General features: G+C 65.8%; 18 protein-coding genes. 14 read left to right on the plus strand and 4 right to left on the minus strand.

All coding sequences use genetic code 11. The features are described 5' to 3' along the window. Position 1 precedes the first annotated feature (1 nt). The 12 genes from F8R15_RS13600 to recN all read left to right on the plus strand — a co-directional run bounded on the left by F8R15_RS13600 (position 2) and on the right by recN (position 14106). On the plus strand, positions 2-1105 hold the full coding sequence (locus F8R15_RS13600; protein ID WP_152844927.1) for a glycosyltransferase: 1104 nt from the start codon (positions 2-4) through the stop codon (positions 1103-1105). Further along, positions 1102-2511 (plus strand): UDP-N-acetylmuramate--L-alanine ligase, encoded by a 1410-nt coding sequence (gene murC / locus F8R15_RS13605; protein WP_078523001.1) that lies wholly within the window; start codon positions 1102-1104, stop codon positions 2509-2511. The genes F8R15_RS13600 and murC overlap by 4 nt, the downstream gene beginning before the upstream one ends. 84 nt (positions 2512-2595) lie before the next feature. Then, positions 2596-3786, plus strand: coding sequence for an APC family permease (locus F8R15_RS13610; RefSeq protein ID WP_152844928.1), 1191 nt, complete (start codon positions 2596-2598; stop codon positions 3784-3786). After that, positions 3783-4034, plus strand: coding sequence for a DUF2484 family protein (locus tag F8R15_RS13615; RefSeq protein ID WP_078522999.1), 252 nt, complete (start codon positions 3783-3785; stop codon positions 4032-4034). Before F8R15_RS13610 ends, F8R15_RS13615 begins: the two co-directional genes overlap by 4 nt. A 48-nt stretch (positions 4035-4082) precedes the next feature. Continuing rightward, positions 4083-5015 carry a UDP-N-acetylmuramate dehydrogenase gene (gene murB, locus F8R15_RS13620; RefSeq protein WP_078547622.1) on the plus strand — a complete coding sequence of 311 codons (933 nt, stop codon included), beginning with the start codon at positions 4083-4085 and terminating at the stop codon, positions 5013-5015. A 66-nt stretch (positions 5016-5081) separates the two neighbouring features. Then, positions 5082-5996 (plus strand): D-alanine--D-alanine ligase, encoded by a 915-nt coding sequence (locus F8R15_RS13625; protein ID WP_152844929.1) that lies wholly within the window; start codon positions 5082-5084, stop codon positions 5994-5996. Continuing rightward, complete coding sequence (locus F8R15_RS13630) at positions 5984-6949, plus strand: cell division protein FtsQ/DivIB (RefSeq protein WP_152844930.1); 966 nt, start codon at positions 5984-5986, stop codon at positions 6947-6949. Before F8R15_RS13625 ends, F8R15_RS13630 begins: the two co-directional genes overlap by 13 nt. Then, complete coding sequence (gene ftsA, locus F8R15_RS13635; RefSeq protein ID WP_078522995.1) at positions 6946-8271, plus strand: cell division protein FtsA; 1326 nt, start codon at positions 6946-6948, stop codon at positions 8269-8271. The genes F8R15_RS13630 and ftsA overlap by 4 nt, the downstream gene beginning before the upstream one ends. A gap of 269 nt (positions 8272-8540) precedes the next feature. Further along, positions 8541-10253, plus strand: coding sequence for a cell division protein FtsZ (ftsZ, locus tag F8R15_RS13640; protein WP_152844931.1), 1713 nt, complete (start codon positions 8541-8543; stop codon positions 10251-10253). A 233-nt stretch (positions 10254-10486) separates the two neighbouring features. Continuing rightward, positions 10487-11407 (plus strand): UDP-3-O-acyl-N-acetylglucosamine deacetylase, encoded by a 921-nt coding sequence (lpxC, locus tag F8R15_RS13645; protein WP_078522993.1) that lies wholly within the window; start codon positions 10487-10489, stop codon positions 11405-11407. A gap of 179 nt (positions 11408-11586) precedes the next feature. Beyond that, complete coding sequence (locus tag F8R15_RS13650) at positions 11587-12435, plus strand: outer membrane protein assembly factor BamD (RefSeq protein WP_078571802.1); 849 nt, start codon at positions 11587-11589, stop codon at positions 12433-12435. Positions 12436-12456: 21 nt separating this feature from the next. Beyond that, on the plus strand, positions 12457-14106 hold the full coding sequence (gene recN, locus F8R15_RS13655) for a DNA repair protein RecN (protein ID WP_152844932.1): 1650 nt from the start codon (positions 12457-12459) through the stop codon (positions 14104-14106). A gap of 32 nt (positions 14107-14138) precedes the next feature. On the opposite strand, the gene F8R15_RS13660 is transcribed toward recN, so the two are convergent. The 4 genes from F8R15_RS13660 to F8R15_RS13675 form a co-directional block, all read right to left on the minus strand. Beyond that, complete coding sequence (locus tag F8R15_RS13660) at positions 14139-14927, minus strand: glycosyltransferase domain-containing protein (RefSeq protein ID WP_152844933.1); 789 nt, start codon at positions 14925-14927, stop codon at positions 14139-14141. Between the two features lie 34 nt (positions 14928-14961). Continuing rightward, positions 14962-15873, minus strand: a complete 912-nt coding sequence (locus tag F8R15_RS13665; protein WP_152844934.1) for a hypothetical protein — start codon at positions 15871-15873, stop codon at positions 14962-14964. Between the two features lie 113 nt (positions 15874-15986). After that, complete coding sequence (locus F8R15_RS13670) at positions 15987-16379, minus strand: SgcJ/EcaC family oxidoreductase (RefSeq protein WP_152844935.1); 393 nt, start codon at positions 16377-16379, stop codon at positions 15987-15989. Next, complete coding sequence (locus tag F8R15_RS13675; protein ID WP_152844936.1) at positions 16376-17752, minus strand: FAD-binding oxidoreductase; 1377 nt, start codon at positions 17750-17752, stop codon at positions 16376-16378. The genes F8R15_RS13670 and F8R15_RS13675 overlap by 4 nt, the downstream gene beginning before the upstream one ends. Before the next feature lie 176 nt (positions 17753-17928). On the opposite strand from F8R15_RS13675, the gene F8R15_RS13680 reads away from it, so the two are divergent. Together F8R15_RS13680 and F8R15_RS13685 are read left to right on the plus strand one after the other, a co-directional pair. Next, complete coding sequence (locus tag F8R15_RS13680; RefSeq protein WP_152844937.1) at positions 17929-19317, plus strand: bifunctional enoyl-CoA hydratase/phosphate acetyltransferase; 1389 nt, start codon at positions 17929-17931, stop codon at positions 19315-19317. Continuing rightward, entirely contained in the window at positions 19314-20486 is a 1173-nt protein-coding gene (locus F8R15_RS13685; protein ID WP_152844938.1) for an acetate/propionate family kinase, read from the plus strand. Before F8R15_RS13680 ends, F8R15_RS13685 begins: the two co-directional genes overlap by 4 nt. Positions 20487-20520 lie beyond the last annotated feature (34 nt).

Genomic DNA, 20520 nt, shown 5'->3' on the forward strand with positions numbered 1-20520 from the left:
CATGGCCAAGGACACGACCCCGCTACTGCTGATCGCCGCTGGCGGCACCGGCGGGCATATGTTCCCCGCACAGGCGCTGGCCGAGGCGATGGTGCGCCGGGGCTGGCGCGTGAAGCTGTCCACGGATGCGCGCGGCGCGCGCTACGCGGGCGGCTTTCCCCATACGGTGACGGTGGAGCAAATCGCCTCGGCGACATTCGCGCGCGGCGGCGCGCTCGGCAAGCTGGGCGTGCCGTTCAAGATCGCGGGCGGCGTGGCCTCGGCCATCCGCAAGAACCTGTCGGACAAGCCGACGGTTGTGGTGGGCTTCGGCGGTTATCCGACGATCCCGGCGCTCTCCTCGGCGGTGTTCCTGGGCATCCCCCGCGCGATCCATGAACAGAACGGCATCATGGGCAAGGTGAACCGCGTCTTCGCCAAAAAGGTGAATCGCTTCGCCTGCGGCACCTGGCCGACCGATCTGCCCGAGGGCGTGCAGGGCGAGCATACGGGCAACCCGGTGCGCGCCTCGGTGCTCGAGCGGGCGGGCGCGGCCTATATCCCGCCGGGCGACTACCCGATGTCGGTCCTCGTGATCGGCGGCTCTCAGGGCGCGCGCATCCTGTCGGACACGGTGCCGGCGGCGATGGCGAGCCTTCCCGAGGCCGCCCGCGCCAATCTGCGCGTCTCCCATCAGGCGCGCCCCGAAGACCTCGACCGGGTCGTGGCCGCCTATGACGCGGCAGGCATCAGTGCCGAGGTCGAACCCTTCTTCAACGACGTGCCGCGCCGTCTCAGCGAATGCCAGCTGGTGATCTCGCGCGCCGGCGCGTCCTCGGTCGCGGATATCTCCGTCATCGGGCGGCCCGCGATCCTGATCCCCTATGCCGCCGCCGCTGGCGATCACCAAGCGGCCAATGCGCGCGGTCTGGCCAAGACCGGCGGCGCGATCACCATCCCCGAAAGCCAGCTCTCGACGGAGAGCCTCGCGGATCAAATTTCACTGGTGCTGGACAACCCCGAGGGCGCGCTGCAGATGTCGCGCGCCGCCCTCTCCTACGGGGTGCCGGACGCCACCGAGCGGCTCGTCGCCCTCGTCGAAGACCTAGCAGGAAAGACTCAATGAACGCGACCAAACTGCCCGGAGAACTCGGCCCCATTCATTTCGTCGGTATCGGCGGGATCGGCATGTCCGGCATCGCCGAAGTGCTGATGACCCAAGGGTTTACGGTTCAGGGCTCGGATGCGAAATCCTCCAAGATCACCGACCGTCTGGCGAAGCTGGGCGCGACCATCTTCGAAGGCCAGCGCGCCGAAAATATCGGCGAGGCGGGCGTCGTGGTGATCTCCACGGCGATCAAGCCGGGCAATCCCGAGCTGGAAGAGGCGCGCCGTCGCGGTCTTCCGGTCGTGCGCCGCGCCGAGATGCTGGCCGAGCTGATGCGCCTGAAATCGAACATCGCGATCGGCGGCACCCACGGTAAGACCACGACCACGACGATGGTCGCGACGCTTCTCGACAAGGGCAATTTCGACCCGACCGTGATCAATGGCGGGATCATCCACGCCTATGGCTCGAACGCGCGCGCAGGCGCGGGCGAGTGGATGGTGGTGGAGGCCGACGAGAGCGACGGCTCGTTCAACCGTCTGCCCGCGACCATCGCGATCGTGACCAATATCGACCCCGAGCATATGGAGCATTGGGGCTCTTTCGACGCGCTGCGTAAGGGCTTCTACGACTTCGTCTCGAACATCCCGTTCTACGGGTTGGCTGTCTGCTGCACCGATCACCCGGAAGTGCAGACGCTGGTCGGCAAACTCAATGACCGCCGCGTCGTGACCTTCGGCTTCAACGCGCAGGCCGATATCCGGGCGATCAACCTGCATTACGACGCCGGTGTCGCGCATTTCGACATCGCGCTGCAGGGCGAAGAGGGCAAACCGGTGATCGAGGGCTGCACGCTGCCGATGCCGGGCGACCATAACGTCTCGAACGCGCTGGCCGCGGTCGCGGTGGCGCGTCACCTCGGGATGAAGATGGGCGAGATCAAGGAGGCGCTGGCGAGCTTCGGTGGCGTGAACCGGCGCTTCACCAAGGTGGGCGACGTGCTGGGCGGGGTCACGATCATCGACGATTACGGCCACCACCCGGTCGAGATCGCCGCCGTGCTGAAAGCGGCGCGTCAGGCGGTGAAGCCCGGTGCGCGGGTGATCGCGGTCCACCAGCCGCACCGCTATTCGCGTCTGCATTCGCTGTTCGACGATTTCTGCACCTGTTTCAACGAGGCTGACGTCGTCGCCATTGCCGAGGTCTTCTCGGCGGGCGAGGAGCCGATCGAGGGGGCGACGCGCGACGATCTGGTCGCCGGGCTGATCGCGCATGGTCACCGTCATGCTCGTGCCATTTTGTCGGAAGATGATCTGGCTCGGCTGGTGCGTGAACAGGCGCGTCCCGGCGATATCGTCGTCTGCCTCGGAGCGGGGACGATCTCGACCTGGGCGAACAACCTGCCTGCGAAGCTGGGGGGCTGAGCAGGCGCCGGGGCGACCCGGCACGACATCGAAAAGACTTGCGGCGCTGCCACGTCGTCTTATGTGGGCAAGAAGGGCCGCGTCATGCGTGACGAGACGCATCTGAAACGCCGATTGGGTCCGTGGCTGATGACCGGCTACGGGGTCGGCGTCATGGTGGGCGCGGGCATCTATGTGCTGGTCGGCGCGGTCGCGGCGCAGGCCGGGATCTGGGCGCCGCTGGCCTTCGTGCTGGCGGGGCTGATCGCGGCGCCGTCGGCGCTGTCCTATGCCGAATTGTCCTCGCGTATCCCCGAAGCCGCCGGAGAGGCCGCCTTTGTCGAGGAAGGGCTGCGCAGTCACGCGCTGGCGCTGATCGTGGGGCTTGGCATCGTCGTGGCAGGCACAGTGTCGGCTGCGGCGGTGCTGCGTGGTGGGGCTGGCTATCTGACACTGCTGGTGCCGTTACCGGTCGAGGGCGTGATGATCGCCTTCGGGCTGGTGCTGATCGGCGTCGCCTGCCTCGGCGTTCTGGAATCCGTGGGCCTCGCCGTGGCGCTGACGCTGGTCGAGGTGGTCGGGCTCGCGCTGGTGATCTGGGCGGGAATTTCGACCGACCCAAGCCCTGACCTCACGCCGCTGCCCGCGCCGCATTGGGCCGGGATCGCGGCGGCCGCGTCGCTCGCTTTCTTCGCCTTCATCGGCTTCGAGGATATGGTGAACATGTCCGAGGAGATGCGCGACCCGATCCGCGACATGCCGCGCGCGATCCTCGCCGCGCTCGCGATCACCGCCATCCTCTATCTGACCGTAAGCTACGCTGCCGTGCGCGCGGTGCCGCTGGCCGATCTCGCCCGCTCCGAGCAGCCGCTGGCGCTGGTCTGGCAATCGGCGGGGCACGGGCCGGGCATCCTCGCCGCGATCGCGGTGGCGGCGGCGCTGAACGGGGTGCTTGCGCAGGTGGTGATGGCGGCGCGCGTGCTGTTCGGTCTGGGCCGCCGCAGTCCTGCGCTGTCCGTCTTCCATCAGGCGCATCCGCGCTTTGGCACGCCGGTCCTCGCGACTCTTCTTTGCGGTGTGGCGATGATTGCGCTTGCGCTCGCTGCCCCGGTCGAGCAATTGGCCGGTATCACTTCGAAGGTGCTCCTGGGCGTCTTCCTTCTCGTTAACCTGTCGCTCGTCGCGCTGAAAAGCCGGTCCGACTATGCGCCGTTCAAGGTGCCTATGGCCGTTCCGGTCGTGGGCGCATTGGTCGCCGGAGCGGCCCTGATCGCAGCCCTGGGAGGTTTCTCATGACCGTCTCGCTCGTTCTTGCCTGTGTCTGGGCGCTCATTGCCACGCTGATCGCGATGGGACCGAGGCGGTTCCACTGGCCGGGCGCGTGGGGGCTGATCGCGGTCGGCGTGCCGCTGGTGGGCTGGGTGACCTATCAGAACGGCCCGATCATGGGGCTGCTGGTGCTGGCGGGCGGCATGTCAGTGCTGCGCTGGCCGGTCATTTTCCTTGTCCGTGCGCTGCGCGGCGCGCGCGACCCCGCTGAATGAGATCGCGATCGCTTGCCTCGCCCTGCGCGCGCGGCTACGAGATGCGCCATGACTGATTGTCCTTCGACCTATACCCCGCGCGGCGCGCTAACGCCGAACCGTCCGCTCGACTCGCTGACCTGGCTGCGCGTGGGCGGCCCGGCGGATTGGCTGTTCCAGCCTGCCGACGAGGATGACCTTGCAGAGTTCCTCAAAGGGCTGCCCGAGGAGATCGCGGTCTTTCCGATGGGCGTAGGCTCGAACCTGATCGTGCGCGATGGGGGACTGCGGGCGGTGGTGATCCGCATGGGGCGGGGCTTCAACGGCATCGCCTGCGAGGGCGACACGGTCACCGCGGGCGCCGCGGCGCTCGACGCCCATGTCGCGCGCAAGGCGGCGCAGGCGGGGCTGGACCTGACTTTCCTGCGCACCATTCCCGGCGCGATCGGCGGGGCGGTGCGGATGAACGCGGGCTGCTACGGCTCTTACGTCGCCGATCACCTGATCGAAGCGCGCGTGATCACGCGGGCAGGGGAGCGGGTCACGCTCACGCCCGGGGATCTGAACTTCGCCTACCGTCAGAGCGATTTGCCCGAAGGCTGGGTGCTGACCGGCGCGACGTTCCGGGCGGAGGCCGGTGACCCCGACGCGCTTGAAGCGCATATGGCCGAGCAACTGGCCAAGCGCGACGCGACCCAACCCACCAAGGACCGCACCGCCGGATCGACCTTCCGCAACCCGGCGGGCTTTTCCTCGACGGGCCGGGCCGATGACACGCATGAGCTGAAGGCGTGGAAGGTCATCGACGACGCCGGAATGCGCGGCGCGCGCATCGGTGGCGCGCAAATGTCGGAAAAACACAGCAACTTTATGATCAACACTGGCGGGGCGACCGCGGCCGATCTCGAAAATCTCGGGGAAGAGGTGCGCAAAAAGGTTGTGCAATCGAGCGGAATTTCGCTAGAGTGGGAAATCATGCGTGTAGGAGAATTCGAGGCGTAAGACCTCCACCCTGCAACGCAATTACCGGACGGGGGTCAACCCCCGCATGAGGCGAAAGTAGCGGGTATGTCGAGCAGGGCATCCCACCGTGTGGCGGTTCTTCTGGGCGGCCCTTCTGCTGAGCGGGAGGTGTCTCTGTCCTCGGGGCGCGAATGCGCCAAGGCGTTGCGCACGGCGGGTTTCGAAGTGATCGAGATCGACGCGGGAGAGGATCTTCCGCAACGGCTGAGCGATGCCGCGCCTGATTGCGTTTTCAATGCTTTGCATGGTCGCTGGGGCGAGGATGGCTGCGTTCAGGGCATGCTCGAATGGCTCCGCATCCCCTACACGCATTCCGGTGTGCTGGCCTCGGCGCTGGCGATGGACAAGGCGCGCGCCAAGCAGGCCTATGCCGCCGCGAACCTGCCCATCGTGCAATCCGTGATCGCGACCAAGGGCGACGTGATGGCGCGGCATGTGCTGCCCGCACCTTATGTCGTGAAGCCGAATAACGAGGGTTCGTCTGTCGGCGTCTATCTGGTGATGGACGGCGCGAACTCCCCGCCGCAGCTGTCGGCCGAGATGCCCGAAGAGGTGATGGTCGAGACCTACGCCCCGGGCCGCGAACTGACCGTTTCCGTGATGGGCGAGCGCGCGCTTTGCGTAACCGAGATCATCACCGAGGGCTGGTACGACTATGACGCGAAATACCGCCCCGGCGGCTCGCGCCACGTTCTGCCCGCCGAAATCCCCGTCGAGATCACCGAAGCCTGCCTCGATTACGCGGTCCGCGCGCATCAAGTTCTGGGCTGCCGGGGGCTCTCGCGCACCGATTTCCGCTGGGACGAGGGCAGGGGGCTTGCCGGTCTGGTGCTGCTGGAGACCAACACCCAGCCGGGCATGACGCCCACCTCGCTTTCGCCCGAACAGGCCGCGCATTGCGGCATCGATTTCCCCGAGCTCTGCGCCTGGTTGGTGGAGGACGCCTCATGCGGCCGCTGAACGGTGCCCCGCCGCGCGAAGCCCCCGGGCATCGCCAAGGCCCTTCGGGTGGCATGGCCCCCCGCGTTTACCAACGCTCCAAACGTCCCGCCCGTCGCGACCCCGCGCCGTCGCGGCTTGCTTTCAAACTCGAACGGCTGTGGCTCACGCCTGCGGTGCGTGCCTTCACCCGGATCGGCGTGCCGATTGTTCTGATCGTCGCGGGGCTCGGGGTGTGGCTGGGCGATCCGGGCCGCCGCGCCGATCTGGTCGCGCAGGTGCAGGATGTGAAGGACGCGATCGAGCATCGCCCCGAATTCATGGTCAAGCTGCTCAAGATCGAGGGCGCCAGCCCCGAGGTCGCCCATGCCGTGCGCGCGATGCTGCCGGTGGGGCTGCCTGCTTCCAGCTTCGATATCGACCTCGACGCCTATCGCGACACGATCCGCCGCCTCGATGCGGTGGCGGACGCGCGGCTGGTGATCCGCCCGGGCGGTGTGCTCGAGGCCGACGTGACCGAGCGCGTGCCCGCGATCCTCTGGCGCCAGCCTGCGGGGCTTGAGATGCTCGATGCGTCTGGCCACCGGGTCGCCACGCTGATTTCGCGCGAAGCGCGCCCCGATCTGCCGGTGATTTCCGGCATGGGCGCGGATAAGGCGGTGCCCGAGGCGCTGGAAATCATTGCCGATGCCGGCCCGCTTCTGCCGCGTCTGCGCGGGTTGGAGCGACTGGGCGAGCGGCGCTGGGATCTCGTGCTCGATCACGATCAGCGCATCATGCTTCCCGAGACGGATCCCGTCGCCGCACTCGACCGCATCCTCGCGCTCAACACCGCCGAGGATCTGCTCGCCCGCGATTTCACCGTGATTGATTTTCGAAACAAGGACCGTCCGACGATCCGGCTCAGCGATAACGCGCTCGCCGAATTCCGCCGGGTGCAGTCTGACATTCTCAAAGCGAGGGCCACGCAATGACCGATCTCTACGAGTTCCAGCGCGCAATGCGCAACATGCGTAAGGCAGCGATGCAACGGGGCGTGATCGCGCTTCTCGATATCGGCAGTTCCAAGATCGCCTGCCTCGTTCTGAAATTCGACAATCCCAACGGGTCCGAGGATGAGGACTCGCTGGCCGGGCACGCCTCGGTGCGGGTGATCGGGGCCGCGACGACGCGTTCGCGCGGGGTGCGCTTCGGCGAGATCGACGCGATGGCAGAGACCGAACGCGCGATCCGGACCGCCGTGCAGGCCGCGCAGAAGATGGCCAATACCCGCGTCGATCACGTCATTGCCTGTTTCGCGGGCGCCGAGCCGCGCTCCTACGGGCTGGCGGGCGAGATCGAAGTTCAGGGCGATCAGGTCACCGAGGTCGATGTGAGCCGTGTGCTGGCGTCCTGCGATATCCCGCCGCTCGGGGCAGGCCGCGAGGTGCTGCATGCGCAGCCGGTGAACTTCGCGCTCGATCACCGCTCGGGTCTGGCCGATCCGCGGGGCCACGCGGGGCAGCGCCTCGCGGTCGACATGCATCTGCTGACCGTCTCCGACACCGCCATCCAGAACCTGATCTATTGCATCCGGCGCTGCGATCTCGAACTCGCGGGTATCGCCAGCTCCGCCTATGTCTCGGGTGTCTCCAGCCTCGTCGAAGACGAGCAAGAGCTGGGCGCGGCCTGCATTGACATGGGCGGCGGCGCGACCGGCGTGTCGATCTTCATGAAGAAACACATGATCTATGCCGACGCGGTGCGGCTGGGCGGCGAGCATGTCACCCGCGACATCGCGGCGGGGCTGCGGGTGCCGATGTCGGTGGCCGAGCGGATCAAGACCTTCCACGGCGGCGTCGTCGCCACCGGCATGGACGATCGCGAGATGATCGAGCTGGGCGGCGACTCCGGCGACTGGGAAAAGGATCGCCGCCAGGTGAGCCGCGCCGAACTGATCGGTATCATGCGTCCGCGCGTCGAGGAAATCCTCGAAGACGTGCGCGCGATCCTCGATGCTGCGGGGTTCGAGCATCTGCCCTCGAAGCAGATCGTGCTGACGGGCGGGGCGAGCCAGATCCCCGGTCTCGACGGGCTGGCCGCGCGAATCCTCGGCCAGAATGTGCGGCTCGGACGACCCATGCGGGTGCAGGGTCTGCCGCAGGCCGCGACCGGCTCGGGCTTCTCTTCCGTGGTGGGGCTGTCGCTTTTCGCGGCGCACCCGCAAGACGAGTGGTGGGATTTCGAGATGCCCCCCGAAACGCTGGGCGGGCGCTCGCTGCGCCGGGCAATCCGCTGGTTCCGCGATAATTGGTGAAATGTTGCAAAAGTGAAAATCGACTGATCTCAGACGCCTGTCGCGCGAACTTCAAGTTCGCGTAGCGGCGGCGGTCTGGCCGCATCATCCACACAATATGCTGACGTCTGCGCGAAATACCGCTGGTCACGGAATCTGGAGCTCCAGATTTTGTGGTCCGAAGCGGTTTTTTACGTGACGCTGCGGCGATTCATCGCTAAAATCGGTCTAATTTCCATTGAAATCGGCCTGGGACAGGGTCGGGCAGCAACAACAGGCGGACATACCACATGGCGTTGAATTTGATGATGTCAGAGCACGAGGACCTGAAGCCCCGGATCACCGTATTCGGCGTCGGGGGCGCGGGCGGGAACGCGGTCAACAACATGATCGAGCAGCAGCTTGAGGGCGTGGAATTCGTGGTCGCGAATACCGACGCTCAGGCGCTGCAGCAGTCCAAGTCGCAGGCCCGGGTCCAGATGGGCACCAAGGTCACCGAGGGTCTGGGCGCAGGCGCGCGTCCCACCGTGGGTGCCGCGGCCGCTGAAGAAAGCATCGAGGCGATCGTCGATCACCTCGCTGGCGCGCATATGTGCTTCATCACCGCCGGCATGGGCGGTGGCACCGGCACCGGCGCGGCTCCGATCATCGCGCAGGCCGCGCGTGAGCTGGGCGTGCTGACCGTCGGCGTCGTGACCAAGCCCTTCCAGTTCGAAGGCTCGAAGCGGATGCGGCAGGCCGAGCAGGGCCTCGAAGAGCTCCAGAAGGTCGTCGACACGCTGATCATCATTCCGAACCAGAACCTGTTCCGTCTGGCTAACGAGAAGACCACCTTCACCGAAGCCTTCTCGATGGCCGACGACGTTCTGTATCAGGGCGTGAAGGGCGTGACCGACCTGATGGTCCGTCCGGGCCTGATCAACCTCGACTTCGCCGACGTGCGCGCGGTGATGGACGAGATGGGCAAGGCGATGATGGGCACCGGCGAGGCGACGGGCGAAGATCGCGCGGTTCAGGCCGCCGAGAAGGCCATCGCGAACCCGCTCCTCGACGAGATTTCGCTGGCAGGCGCCAAGGGCGTGCTGATCAACATCACCGGCGGCTACGACCTGACGCTGTTCGAGCTCGACGAAGCGGCCAACCGCATTCGCGAAGAGGTCGATGCGGATGCCAACATCATCGTCGGCTCGACGCTGGACCCCGACATGGAAGGCGCGATGCGCGTCTCCGTGGTCGCCACCGGTATAGATGCCCTGTCCAGCCCGGCGGAAATCCCGGTGCCGCGCCGCTCGCTCGCCGAGCCGCTGAAGCCCGCGGAAACCGCAGCCGAGGCCACTATCGAGCACGCGCCTGCCGCTCCGGCACCGCAACCGGCACCCCAGCCTGCGCCGCAGCAGGCACCGGCCGCTCAGGCAGCCCTCCAGCCCGCGCCGCAGCCGCAGCCGCAGCAGACCGCGCAAGAGCGGACCCTGTTCGACGCGCCCGCAGCGCGTGCCACGATGGAGCAGCCGCGCGCTCAGGAAGCCGCTGACGACCTTCCGCCTCCGGCCTATCGTCCGCAGCCTGCGCCCGCGCAGGATCTGCATGTCGAAGACGGCGCGCATGACTATGTCGCACCGCGTCCGCGTCAGCCCGGCACCCCTTCGCCGGAAGCCCTGCGTCGTCTCGAGGCGGCGGTGAACAAGGCCCCGTCGAACGCGCCCGCGCAGCGTCCGATGGCGGCGACTCGCCCGGCCGCACCGCAGCAGCCGCAACCGCAGCCGCAGCCGCAGGCAGAGCGTCCGCGCTTTGGCATCAACTCGCTGATCAATCGCATGACCGGCCACGGCCATGCCGAGCAGGGCCACGCGCCCCAGCAGCACGCTCCGCAGCAGCCCGCGCCGCAGCCCCAGCAGCAGCGTCCGCAGACCGCTCAGCCGCGCGCCGAAGCCTATGATGACGAGCAATCCGAGGATCAGGATCGCATCGAGATCCCGGCCTTCCTGCGCCGTCAGGCGAATTAATCGGTCACAAAGGCTTCACGAAACGCCGAAAAAGGTCCGCGAGAGCGGGCCTTTTTTCATTCTATATCAGTGGCTTATGTGCTTCTGCGCGGCCTTCCGCCAGATCACGGCCGCAATGTTTCAGGCCGTTACAAAGAGTGAATTGTTAACCCCGCCGTCTCTGACTAACTGATGCTGCGGCTCTCGGACCCGTGTGTTCGTGGATCGCCAGAGAAAAAAGTTGTGAGGTTATCGTGCAGACGACGCTTGCCAAATCCGTGGCCTTTTCCGGCGTTGGGCTCCATTCGGGCGCCCCGGTCGAGATGCATGTGCATCCGGCGCCTGCGGGCCATGGGATCGTGTTCCGTCGCACCGATGTGTCCGGCGTGAACCCGCGTGTGCCCGCTTTGTGGAGCAACGTGCCGAGCGCGACGCTCTGCACGCTGATCGAAAACGAAGACGGCGTTCAGGTTTCCACGATCGAGCACCTGATGGCGGCTCTCGTGGGCTCGGGCATCCACAATGCGCTGATCTCGCTCGACGGGCCGGAAGTGCCGATCCTCGACGGGTCTTCGGCCCAGTTCGTCGCGGCGTTCCGCGCGGCTGGTTTGCGTGAGCTTGCCGCTGAACTGCGCGCGATCCGCATCCTTAAGCCGGTTGAAGTGCGCAACGGTCAGGCCGTGGCGCGCATCGAACCTGCCGCGGGCCTCGAGATCGATTTCGCGATCGACTTCACCGACGCCGCGATCGGCCGTCAGAGCAAGCGCCTCAAGATGGCCAATGGCGCCTTCGTGCGCGAACTGATGGACAGCCGCACCTTCTGCCGCCTCGCCGATGTCGACGCGATGCGCGAGAAGGGGCTCAGCCTCGGCGGCACGTTCGAGAATGCCGTGGTCGTCGATGGCGACAAGGTGCTCAGCCCCGGCGGTCTGCGTCACGCGGATGAGCCCGTGCGCCACAAGATGCTCGATGCGCTTGGCGATCTTGCGCTTGCGGGCGCGCCGATCCTCGGTCGCTATCGCGGCAACCGTGCGGGTCACGCGATGACCAACCAGCTTCTGCGGGCGTTGTTCGAGCGCCCCGATGCGTGGTGCTGGGAAACCTGTTCGCCCGCGCAGGCTTACAGCTTGCCCGGCGCTGGTGTATGCTCGGCAGCGGCACTGGCATCGGCCTGAATGCATCGCGGCCCGGTCACGGGTTCGCGGGCATCGGGAAAAGGGGCGTCAAAACCCGCAAAGGCATTTTGCGCCCCGGATTTTTCTATGCTAGGACATGCCGAACGGCCTCCGAAACGGGGTAGTGATTGACGGGTCCGGGGCCTTTCTCCGGCAACGAAAGAGGGATGGGGCAGGGCATGGCGCGCGGCAAACTGGCGGCAGCGAAACTCGGGGCTCTTGGTCTTGTAATGGCGCTTTCCGCCTGCGGTACTGACCCGAACAAAGCACCGAACCTCGAAAACTTCACGGCCAAGCAAATCTACGAGCGTGGCGAATACGAGCTGGAGGTCGGCAATCCGCGCCGCCCCAATACCGCGCTGAAGTATTTCTCCGAGGTCGAGCGGCTTTACCCCTATTCGCAATGGGCCAAGCGCGCGTTGATCATGGAAGCCTATGCCCAGCATAAGGCGAAGAATTACGAAGAAGCCCGCGCCTCGGCGCAGCGATTCCTCGACACCTATCCCGGCGACGAAGACGCGGCCTATGCGCAATATCTTCTGGCGCTCAGCTATTACGATCAGATCGACGAGGTCGGCCGCGATCAGGGCCTGACCTTCCAAGCGCTGCAGGCGCTGCGCGACGTGATCGAGAAATACCCGGATTCGGAATACGCCCAGTCGGCGATCCTGAAATTCGACCTCGCCTTCGACCACCTCGCGGGCAAGGAGATGGAGATCGGGCGTTACTACCTCAAGCGCGGCAACTACACCGCGGCGATCAACCGCTTCCGCGTGGTGGTGGAGCAATTCCAAACGACGAGCCACACGCCCGAGGCGCTGGAACGTCTGGTGGAGGCCTATCTGGCGCTCGGCATCACCGATCAGGCGCAGACCGCAGGCGCGATCCTCGGCCACAACTTCCAGTCCTCGCCCTTCTATCAGGACGCTTACAACCTGCTGCAAAAGCGTGGGTTGAAGCCCGAGGCGAAGGGCAACGGATGGTTGTCCAGCGTGTATCGTCAGGTGGTTCAGGGCAAGTGGCTCTGATCGGGGCCCTCATGGTCTGAAATGCTACATTCGCTGGATATCCGCGACATTCTGATTATCGAGAGGCTGGAGCTGGACTTCGGCCCCGGCCTCAACGTGCTCACCGGCGAGACCGGGGCGGGCAAGTCGATCCTGCTCGATTGTCTGGGCTTTGTTCTTGGCTGGCGTGGGCGCGCGGAACTCGTGCGTCAGGGCGCCGATCAGGGCGAAGTGACGGCCGTGTTCGAGCTGCCCTCCGATCACCCCGCGCGCGACGTGCTTGCCGAAGCTGGCATTCCTGTCTCGGACGAATTGATCCTGCGCCGGGTGAATGCGCGCGACGGTCGCAAGACCGCGTGGATCAACGACCGCCGGGCCTCGGGCGACGTGTTGCGGCAGGTCTCCGCCTCGCTGGTGGAGCTGCACGGCCAATCCGACGATGGCGGTCTGCTCAACGAACGCGGCCACCGGGCGCTGCTCGATGCCTTCGCGAGCCATTCCGATCTCCTGGAGGCCACCCGCACGGCGTGGAAAGCGCGGGCGGCGGCGGCGCGCAAGCTGGAGGCGGCGCGGAGTTCTCTCGCGGCGGTGAAGGAAGAGGAAGAATTCCTGCGCTATGCGGTGAAGGAATTCGACACGCTCGATCCGAAACCCGGCGAGGAAGCCGAGCTCGACAGCCAGCGCCGCCTTATGCAGGGCGCCGCGAAAATCCGCGAAGATGTGTCGCGCGCCTTTGCCGCCCTCGGCCCGGAAGGGGCGGAGGGGATGATGCGCGACGCCGATCGCTGGCTGCAAGGCGCGGCAGACCGGGCCGAGGGGCGTCTCGATGCGCCGCTGGAGGCCTTGGAACGCGCCTTCCTCGAACTGGGTGAGGCCGCGCAGGGCGTCGAGACCGCGCTGGATGCGCTCGATTTCGATCCCCATGCTTTGGAGGCCTGCGAGGAACGGCTGTTCGCGATCCGCGGTCTTGCGCGCAAGCATGGTGTGCTCGCCGATGAGCTGGCCGATTTCGCTGAAGGCCTGCGCGAGAAGCTGGCCGCCCTGGATGCGGGCGAGGAAGGGATCGGCGCGCTGGAAGCCGATCTGGCGAAAGCAGGCGCGACCTATGACAAGGCCGCCGCCGCATTGTCGAAAGCGCGTGCCGAGGCCGCAGGGCAGCTCGACGCCGCGATGGCGGGCGAATTGGCGCCTTTGAAGATGGATCGCGCCGTGTTCGAGACGCGGCTGTCGGAGGGCGAGCCCGGTGTCGAGGGCACCGATACCGTGCGCTTTACCGTCGCCACCAACCCCGGCGCACCGGCAGGGCCGCTCAACAAGATCGCGTCGGGCGGCGAGCTGTCACGCTTCCTGCTGGCGCTGAAAGTCGTGCTCGCGCGCGGTGCCGATACGCTGACCCTGATCTTCGACGAGATCGACCGCGGCGTGGGCGGGGCCACAGCCGATGCTGTGGGCCGTCGTCTCGCGAAGCTCGCCGAGGGCGCGCAGGTCCTCGTCGTCACCCATTCCCCGCAGGTCGCCGCCCGCGGCGCCACCCATTTCCGCGTCGCGAAATCGGTCAACAACGACATGACCACTTCCGAGGTCCGCGCGCTGGCCACAGCCGAGCGCACCGACGAAATCGCCCGCATGATCGCCGGCGCCGAAGTCACCGAAGCCGCGAAGGCGGCGGCACTGGATTTGCTGAAGGGTTAAGCGTCGGCCGCGCGTGTTTTGCGGTGGTCTGCCTACTGGGCTTTCAGCCGGTTGCGCAGTGTCTTGCGATGCATCGAGAGATAGTAACGCGCGACCGAAAGTGCCCCGCCGGAGCGGCCGCTGAAATGCGGCATCCGGATGAAATGCGGGTTCGGGTGACGGAAGGACCAATCCCACCGGTGGACCGATAGATCGACCTTTTGCAGTACCCACGGCAAAGCCAGCTGATCGCGCTTCGAGTTGTGACGATATTCCTCCCACCAGAGTTGCATCGCTGGCGCGAGATTGGTGGCGCGATGGTTGCGGAAGATGATGCTGTTTTCGGAGAGCGGCACGCCGCACCCGGTCGGCATATCCCCGCGATACCGGTTTAGCTGCACAAGCATCGCAGCCTTTTCCTCGGGCGAGAAGCGGGGGGAGTCGCACAGTTCGGTGCATTCCTCGTCAATGGTGGACCGCGTCGGATGTTTGAACAGCCCGATCGCGGCATGCGAGGCGATGAATTCGTCGCGCAAAACCTTGAGGTTGCTGACGATCCGAATGTTCCCGTCGAGATAGACCGAATAGCCGTATTCAGGGAAAATCTCATGCGCGAACATTTTGCACCAGCGGTTCGCATCGCCCGAGGGCAGGTCACGGGCCGGTTCGGGAAGCGGCCGGACGGTCCAGCCACGCGCCTTGGGCATGGGGGTGTTGGACAGCAGAATATAGTCGACGTCCGGATCGGACTGGCGCGGAGGCAGGGGTAAGTCGTAATCGTCGATTATGGCCGTATAGACGACAACCCTTGGCCGATCTGAAAAGGATGAACTGGGGTTCATGATGTCATTCCCCTTATCCAAAGCGCCACTCGGCTCAAAGTGAAAACACGCTCCCGCGCGCGATTTTCACGAGTTCTCTGAATCTTTCAGCAATGGCGGGGGCGGAAACACGCGCAGCCATCACCTGCGTCGCGTTCAGTGCCTGTGTCCAGTTCGGCCGGCCGAACTCGGCGGCCAACTTCTGGAAAGCCGCTTCTACCGCCGTGTCGCTGTCGTCTTCGGTGAAATAGGGATAGTCCGCGCCAAGCAGCGCTTCGGCATCGGGCACCGAGCGGTTCACCAGAGGAACGGCTCCGCAGGCGGCGGCGATCATCCCCTTGGTGAATGGTTTCGTCACGCGGCTGCCTTGCGCGTCGGGGCGGACGCAGTAATGCGCGCTGTAATCTCCAAGCGCCTCGAATGTGGCCTCGAAATCTTCGGCATGGGCCGCGTTGAGCACGTCGATCTTGTCTCGCAGCGCTTCGCTCATTTGGCAGTTCAGCGGGTCGCCGAAATAGACCATGCGGAATTTGTCCTGCTGCGCGCGTACAGCCTGATTGGCGAGGCGAATATCGGGGCCGTGCAGGATTGTGTGGACTTTGGACGAAAAGCGGGGACCGCCGGCGTTCCGCTCAGCGATAAGGTCGAGCAGCTGACGCTCGGATTGATACGAGCTTGCGATATGCAGATCGGCGGCGGGCGACAAAAGCCGGTCGAGATCGCCATCGACATAGTCGGCGCAAATTGTCCCGCCGCGTTTTTTCAAGATCGCGGCGACCTCGGGGCGCAGCACGGGCAGGGCGCTCTTCGTGACGAAGAAGATCGCGTCTTCGGGTTGGCGTGCAGCCCAGAGACGGCGCGCGATCTTGCCCCAAAGCTTCGACTTGCGCGGCGCGAGGGAAATGGAGAGATCGATCTCGTCGCCAAGCTCGGGCGAAATCAGTTCAATCAGCTGATGGGCGCGCATGAAGGTGCTGCCCAGCGAGAGGTGCCGGTCGCTGCAAACGAAGACGATTCTTGGTCTGATTTCTCCCATGTCGCAACCATAGGTTAAGCGGCTGGGAGCCGCCATACGGCGTCTTACCCCGCCTCCACCACGAATTGCGCGGCGACGATTTCCCAGCCCGCTGGCGTAAGCTCGAGCGTTGCGGCCAGCGTGCAGCCGATGCGGCCCGCATCGGCGCCGTTCTCGGTGATGATCCCGGTCAGGACGAAGCGTTGGAGGACGACTGCGGCCTCGGCGCCGACGGCGCGTGATTTGGCCTTGCCGGTCACCAGCCGCGCGCGGGAGAAGGCGCCGGCGAGTTCGCCTGCGAACAGTTCCGCAATCTGGGTGCGGCCCGAGGCGATCCCGCCGGTGAGCGAGATGAAATCGGCATCTTCCGCGAAGAAGCCCGCAAGCGCCTGCGCGTCGCGCGCGCCCCAGGCTTTCGCAAAGGCGCGCGGCAGCGCGTCCGGGGTCTCGAAGCTCATTCGTCCTGCTCCACCAGTTTGCCGGGATTGAGAATGTTCTGCGGGTCGAGCGCGCGCTTGATCTGGCCCATCACGTCCCAGCCCGCGCCATGCTCGCCACGCATATAGCCCATCTTGCCCATGCCGATGCCGTGCTCGCCGGTGACGGTGCCCTGCATCTCCAGCGCGCGTTCGGCCATCTTCGCGGCCACCAGCTTGGCGCGTTTGAACTCGTCCTTATCCGCGGGATCGAGCAGCAGGACCGAGTGGAAATTCCCGTCGCCGACATGGCCCACAACGGGGCCGATCAGCCCGGCCTCGAGAATGTCATGCTTCGTCGCGGCCACGGCCTCGGCCAGTCGCGAGATCGGCACGCAGATATCGGTCACCAGCCCCATGCAGCCGGGGCGATGCGCGATCGTGGCAGGGTATGCGCCGTGGCGCATCTTCCACAGCTTGTTGCGGTCCTCGGTCGTCGTCGCCCATTGGAAATCGGCCCCGCCCATCTCGGCCACGACCTCGCCGAACCGCTCGGAGGCTTCGGCCACACCGCTTTCCGAGCCGTGAAACTCGATCATCAGATGCGGTTTCGCGGGGAAATCGGTGCCGTTGGCCTCGTTGAAGATCTGCGCGGTGAGGTCGTCGACGAATTCGATCCGCGCCATCGGGATGCCCATCTGGATCGTCATCTGCACCGTCTCGACCGCCGCTTCCAGCGTGTCGAAAGCACAGACCGCAGACGAGATCGCCTCGGGCTGGCCATGCAGGCGCAGCGTCAGCTCGGTGATGATCCCGAGCGTGCCTTCCGAGCCCACCATCAGCGCGGTCAGATCGTAGCCTGCCGAGGATTTCTTCGCGCGGCTGCCGGTGCGGATGATGCGGCCATCGGCCAGCACCACTTCCAGCGCCGCCACATTGTCGCGCATCGAGCCATAGCTCACCGTCGTCGTGCCGCTCGCCCGGGTCGCCGCCATCCCGCCAAGCGAGGCATTCGCGCCCGGATCGACAGGGAAGAACAGCCCCGTCGCGCGCAGGTCTTCATTCAGGGCCTCGCGGGTCACGCCGGGCTGCACGCGCACCTGCATATCCTCGGCCAGAACGTCGACCACGCGGTCCATCTTCATCAGATCGAGGCTGATCCCGCCGCGCACCGGCACGGCATGGCCCTCCAGCGAGGTGCCCGTGCCATAGGGCGTGATTGGCACGTCATGGGCGGCGCAGATTTTCACGATCGCGCTAACTTCCTCGGCGCTGATCGGATAGGCCACCGCATCCGGCGGGGCGAAAGCAAACCATGTCTCGTTGCGGCCATGCTGGTCGCGCGCGCCTTTCGAGGCGTCGAGCCGGTCGCCCAGCAAAGTTTCGAGTTCCGCCAGCGCCTCTGCCAATGCCATGCCCGCCTCCGTCTTGTGGTGCCCAAGCTTTAGGCTCAGCCGCGCGCGAGTGAAAGGGTTCCTGCGGTTTGTCGGCGGTTTTTGTCTCGGATCAAGGATTTGTCGCGAATCTCTGCCTAGCTAGCAGCGCGCGGGTCCGTCAGACTTGCGCGGCAGGCAAAAAGAAGGAGCGCGCCATGATGTTCGAGAGCCGGAAATGGGACGAGATCGAGGTCGGTCAATCGGCGGAGTTGAAGCGGCTGTGCACGGCCGATGATTTCTACGTCTTCGCGGCGGCCTCGGGCAATCACAACCCGGTTCATCTGGAGGCCGAGGACGGCGATGGCGATGGCCAGAAGGAGGCCTATGCGCCGGGCATGTTCGTGGCCTCGCTGATCACCGCCGTGCTGGGCAATCTGCTGCCGGGGCCGGGGACGCTCTATCGCTCGCAAAGCCTGCGCTTCCACGATCTCGCGGCTGCCGGGCAGGAGCTCTGCGCACGCGTCGAGGTGCTCGAGAAGCTGCCCGGCGATCTTCTGCGAATGAAGACGGAAGTGCGCCGCGTGGGCGATGACGCGTTGATCGTCGAGGGCGAGGCCGAGGTTCACGCTCCGCAGAAACATTTGAAATTCGATGCGCTCGAAGTGCCGGGCCTGATCTCGCAGCGCCACCGCCATTTCGAGAAACTGCTGGAGAAGGCCGAGCCGCTGCCCGATCTGGTCACCGCCGTCGTCTGCCCCGAAGAGCCGGTGTCGCTCGACGGTGCGCTCCTCGCCGCCGAACATCACCTGATCGAGCCGCTGCTGATCGGCCATCCCGAAAAGATCATGTCCGTCGCGAAGGAGCTGGGCCGCGACGTGACCAAGTTCGAGATCCTGCCTGCTGAGACCGCCCGCGATGCCGCACGCATGGCGGTGCAGCTGGTCAACGAGGGGCGCGCGGGCGCGGTGATGAAGGGCCATCTGCATACCGATGCACTGCTGAAGCCGATGCTCGACAAGGCGACGGGGCTGCGGATCGGCAAACGCTTCACCCATGTCTTCGTGATGGATGTGCCCGGCGTCGTGCATCCTCTGATCGTCACCGATGCCGCGATCAACATCGCGCCCGATCTCGAGACCAAGGTGCATATCGTGCAAAACGCGATCGACGTGGCGATCTCGATCGGGATCGAGGTGCCGAAAGTGGGCGTGCTGTCTGCGGTCGAGACCGTGACGCCCGCGATCCCGTCGTCCCTCGATGCGGCGCTCTTGTCGAAGATGGCAGAGCGCGGGCAGATCACCGGAGGCGAGGTCGATGGGCCGCTCGCGATGGACAATGCCGTCGATCTGGCCGCCGCGCGTACCAAGGGCATCCGCTCGGCCGTGGCGGGCCGGGCCGAGGTGCTGGTAGCACCCGGGATCGACTCCGCAAATATGCTGGCCAAGCAGCTCGCCTATATCTCCCATGCGGAAGGGGCGGGGCTGATGCTGGGCGCGAAAGTGCCGGTGATCCTGAACTCGCGCTCCGATAGCGGTATGGCGCGGCTGGCCTCCGCCGCCGTGGCCTCGATCCACTACCACCGGACCTGCGGGGATCGCGCATGAGCACCCGCGCGATCCTGACGCTGAACTCCGGCTCCTCCTCGCTGAAACTGGGGCTGTTCTCGGAAGACCTCGACACGCTCGCACTTGGACATGTCGACCGGATCGGGCGGCGCGAGGCAGCGATGAAACTCAGCGGCCCCGATGGCGCGCCGCTACCGCTGCCCGCCTCCGCCCCGGACGATTTCGCGACCAATGCGGCGGCGCTCCACACCGCGCTCGCGGCCTTTCAGGCGGCCTTTCCGGGGCTGGAAGTGATCGCGGTCGGCCACCGGATCGTGCATGGCGGGATCGACCATGCCGCCCCCGAGCCCCTGTCCGAACCGCTGATGAAGGAGCTGGCCAAGCTCGCTCCCTTCGCGCCGCTGCACCAGCCGCATAACCTCGCCGGTGTCCGCGCGGCGGTCGATACCTTCCCCGGCACGCCGCAGGTCGCCTGCTACGACACGGCCTTTCATCGCGGCCATCCCTTCGTCAGCGACACCTTCGCCCTGCCGCGCCGCTATTACGAGAAGGGCGTGCGCCGCTACGGCTTTCATGGGCTGAGCTATGATTTCATCAATGGCGAGCTGACCCGCACCGAGCCCGACTTGCATAAGGGCCGGATGATCGTCGCGCATTTAGGCTCGGGCGCGTCGATGTGCGCGATCGAGAATGGCCAGTCGGTCACCTCGACGATGGGGTTCTCCGCGCTCGAAGGGCTGCCGATGGGCACGCGTCCGGGCGAGCTCGATCCCGGCATCCTGCTCTACATGATGGATCAGGAGGGGATGAGCGCGTCCGAAATCTCGACGCTGCTCTACAAGGAATCCGGGCTTCTGGGCATGTCCGGCATCTCCAACGATATGCGCACGCTGGAAGGATCAAGCGACCCCAAGGCGAAAGAGGCGATCGACTATTTCTGCTTCCGCATCAAACGTCAGATCGGCGCAATGGCGGCGGCGATGGGAGGCTTGGACGGGATCGTCTTCACCGGCGGGATCGGAGAGAACTCGGCGCGCGTGCGTTCGCAGGCCTGCGAGGGTCTGGGCTTCCTCGGGGTCGCGATCGACGTCGGCGCCAATGCCGAGAATGCGCGCGAGATCGGGTCGGGCGCGGTTCGGGTGCTCGTGATCCCGACCAATGAGGAAATCGTCATCGCGCGGGCGGCGAAGGCCGTGCTCGACCTGTAAGCGATGGCGCTTGCGGGTCCTGCTGGACGCTCCG

The sequence above is a fragment of the Thioclava sp. JE_KL1 genome (genome assembly GCF_009296265.1).
GTDB lineage: Bacteria > Pseudomonadota > Alphaproteobacteria > Rhodobacterales > Rhodobacteraceae > Thioclava.

Excerpts from the sequence above, each read along its gene's own strand:
- F8R15_RS13600 (WP_152844927.1), top strand. The coding sequence starts at position 2 with ATGGCCAAGGACACGACCCCGCTACTGCTGATCGCCGCTGGCGGCACC.
- murC (WP_078523001.1), top strand. The coding sequence starts at position 1,102 with ATGAACGCGACCAAACTGCCCGGAGAACTCGGCCCCATTCATTTCGTC.
- F8R15_RS13610 (WP_152844928.1), top strand. The coding sequence starts at position 2,596 with ATGCGTGACGAGACGCATCTGAAACGCCGATTGGGTCCGTGGCTGATG.
- F8R15_RS13615 (WP_078522999.1), top strand. The coding sequence starts at position 3,783 with ATGACCGTCTCGCTCGTTCTTGCCTGTGTCTGGGCGCTCATTGCCACG.
- murB (WP_078547622.1), top strand. The coding sequence starts at position 4,083 with ATGACTGATTGTCCTTCGACCTATACCCCGCGCGGCGCGCTAACGCCG.
- F8R15_RS13625 (WP_152844929.1), top strand. The coding sequence starts at position 5,082 with ATGTCGAGCAGGGCATCCCACCGTGTGGCGGTTCTTCTGGGCGGCCCT.
- F8R15_RS13630 (WP_152844930.1), top strand. The coding sequence starts at position 5,984 with ATGCGGCCGCTGAACGGTGCCCCGCCGCGCGAAGCCCCCGGGCATCGC.
- ftsA (WP_078522995.1), top strand. The coding sequence starts at position 6,946 with ATGACCGATCTCTACGAGTTCCAGCGCGCAATGCGCAACATGCGTAAG.
- ftsZ (WP_152844931.1), top strand. The coding sequence starts at position 8,541 with ATGGCGTTGAATTTGATGATGTCAGAGCACGAGGACCTGAAGCCCCGG.
- F8R15_RS13650 (WP_078571802.1), top strand. The coding sequence starts at position 11,587 with ATGGCGCGCGGCAAACTGGCGGCAGCGAAACTCGGGGCTCTTGGTCTT.
- recN (WP_152844932.1), top strand. The coding sequence starts at position 12,457 with ATGCTACATTCGCTGGATATCCGCGACATTCTGATTATCGAGAGGCTG.
- F8R15_RS13660 (WP_152844933.1), bottom strand. The coding sequence starts at position 14,927 with ATGAACCCCAGTTCATCCTTTTCAGATCGGCCAAGGGTTGTCGTCTAT.
- F8R15_RS13665 (WP_152844934.1), bottom strand. The coding sequence starts at position 15,873 with ATGCGCGCCCATCAGCTGATTGAACTGATTTCGCCCGAGCTTGGCGAC.
- F8R15_RS13670 (WP_152844935.1), bottom strand. The coding sequence starts at position 16,379 with ATGAGCTTCGAGACCCCGGACGCGCTGCCGCGCGCCTTTGCGAAAGCC.
- F8R15_RS13675 (WP_152844936.1), bottom strand. The coding sequence starts at position 17,752 with ATGGCATTGGCAGAGGCGCTGGCGGAACTCGAAACTTTGCTGGGCGAC.
- F8R15_RS13680 (WP_152844937.1), top strand. The coding sequence starts at position 17,929 with ATGATGTTCGAGAGCCGGAAATGGGACGAGATCGAGGTCGGTCAATCG.
- F8R15_RS13685 (WP_152844938.1), top strand. The coding sequence starts at position 19,314 with ATGAGCACCCGCGCGATCCTGACGCTGAACTCCGGCTCCTCCTCGCTG.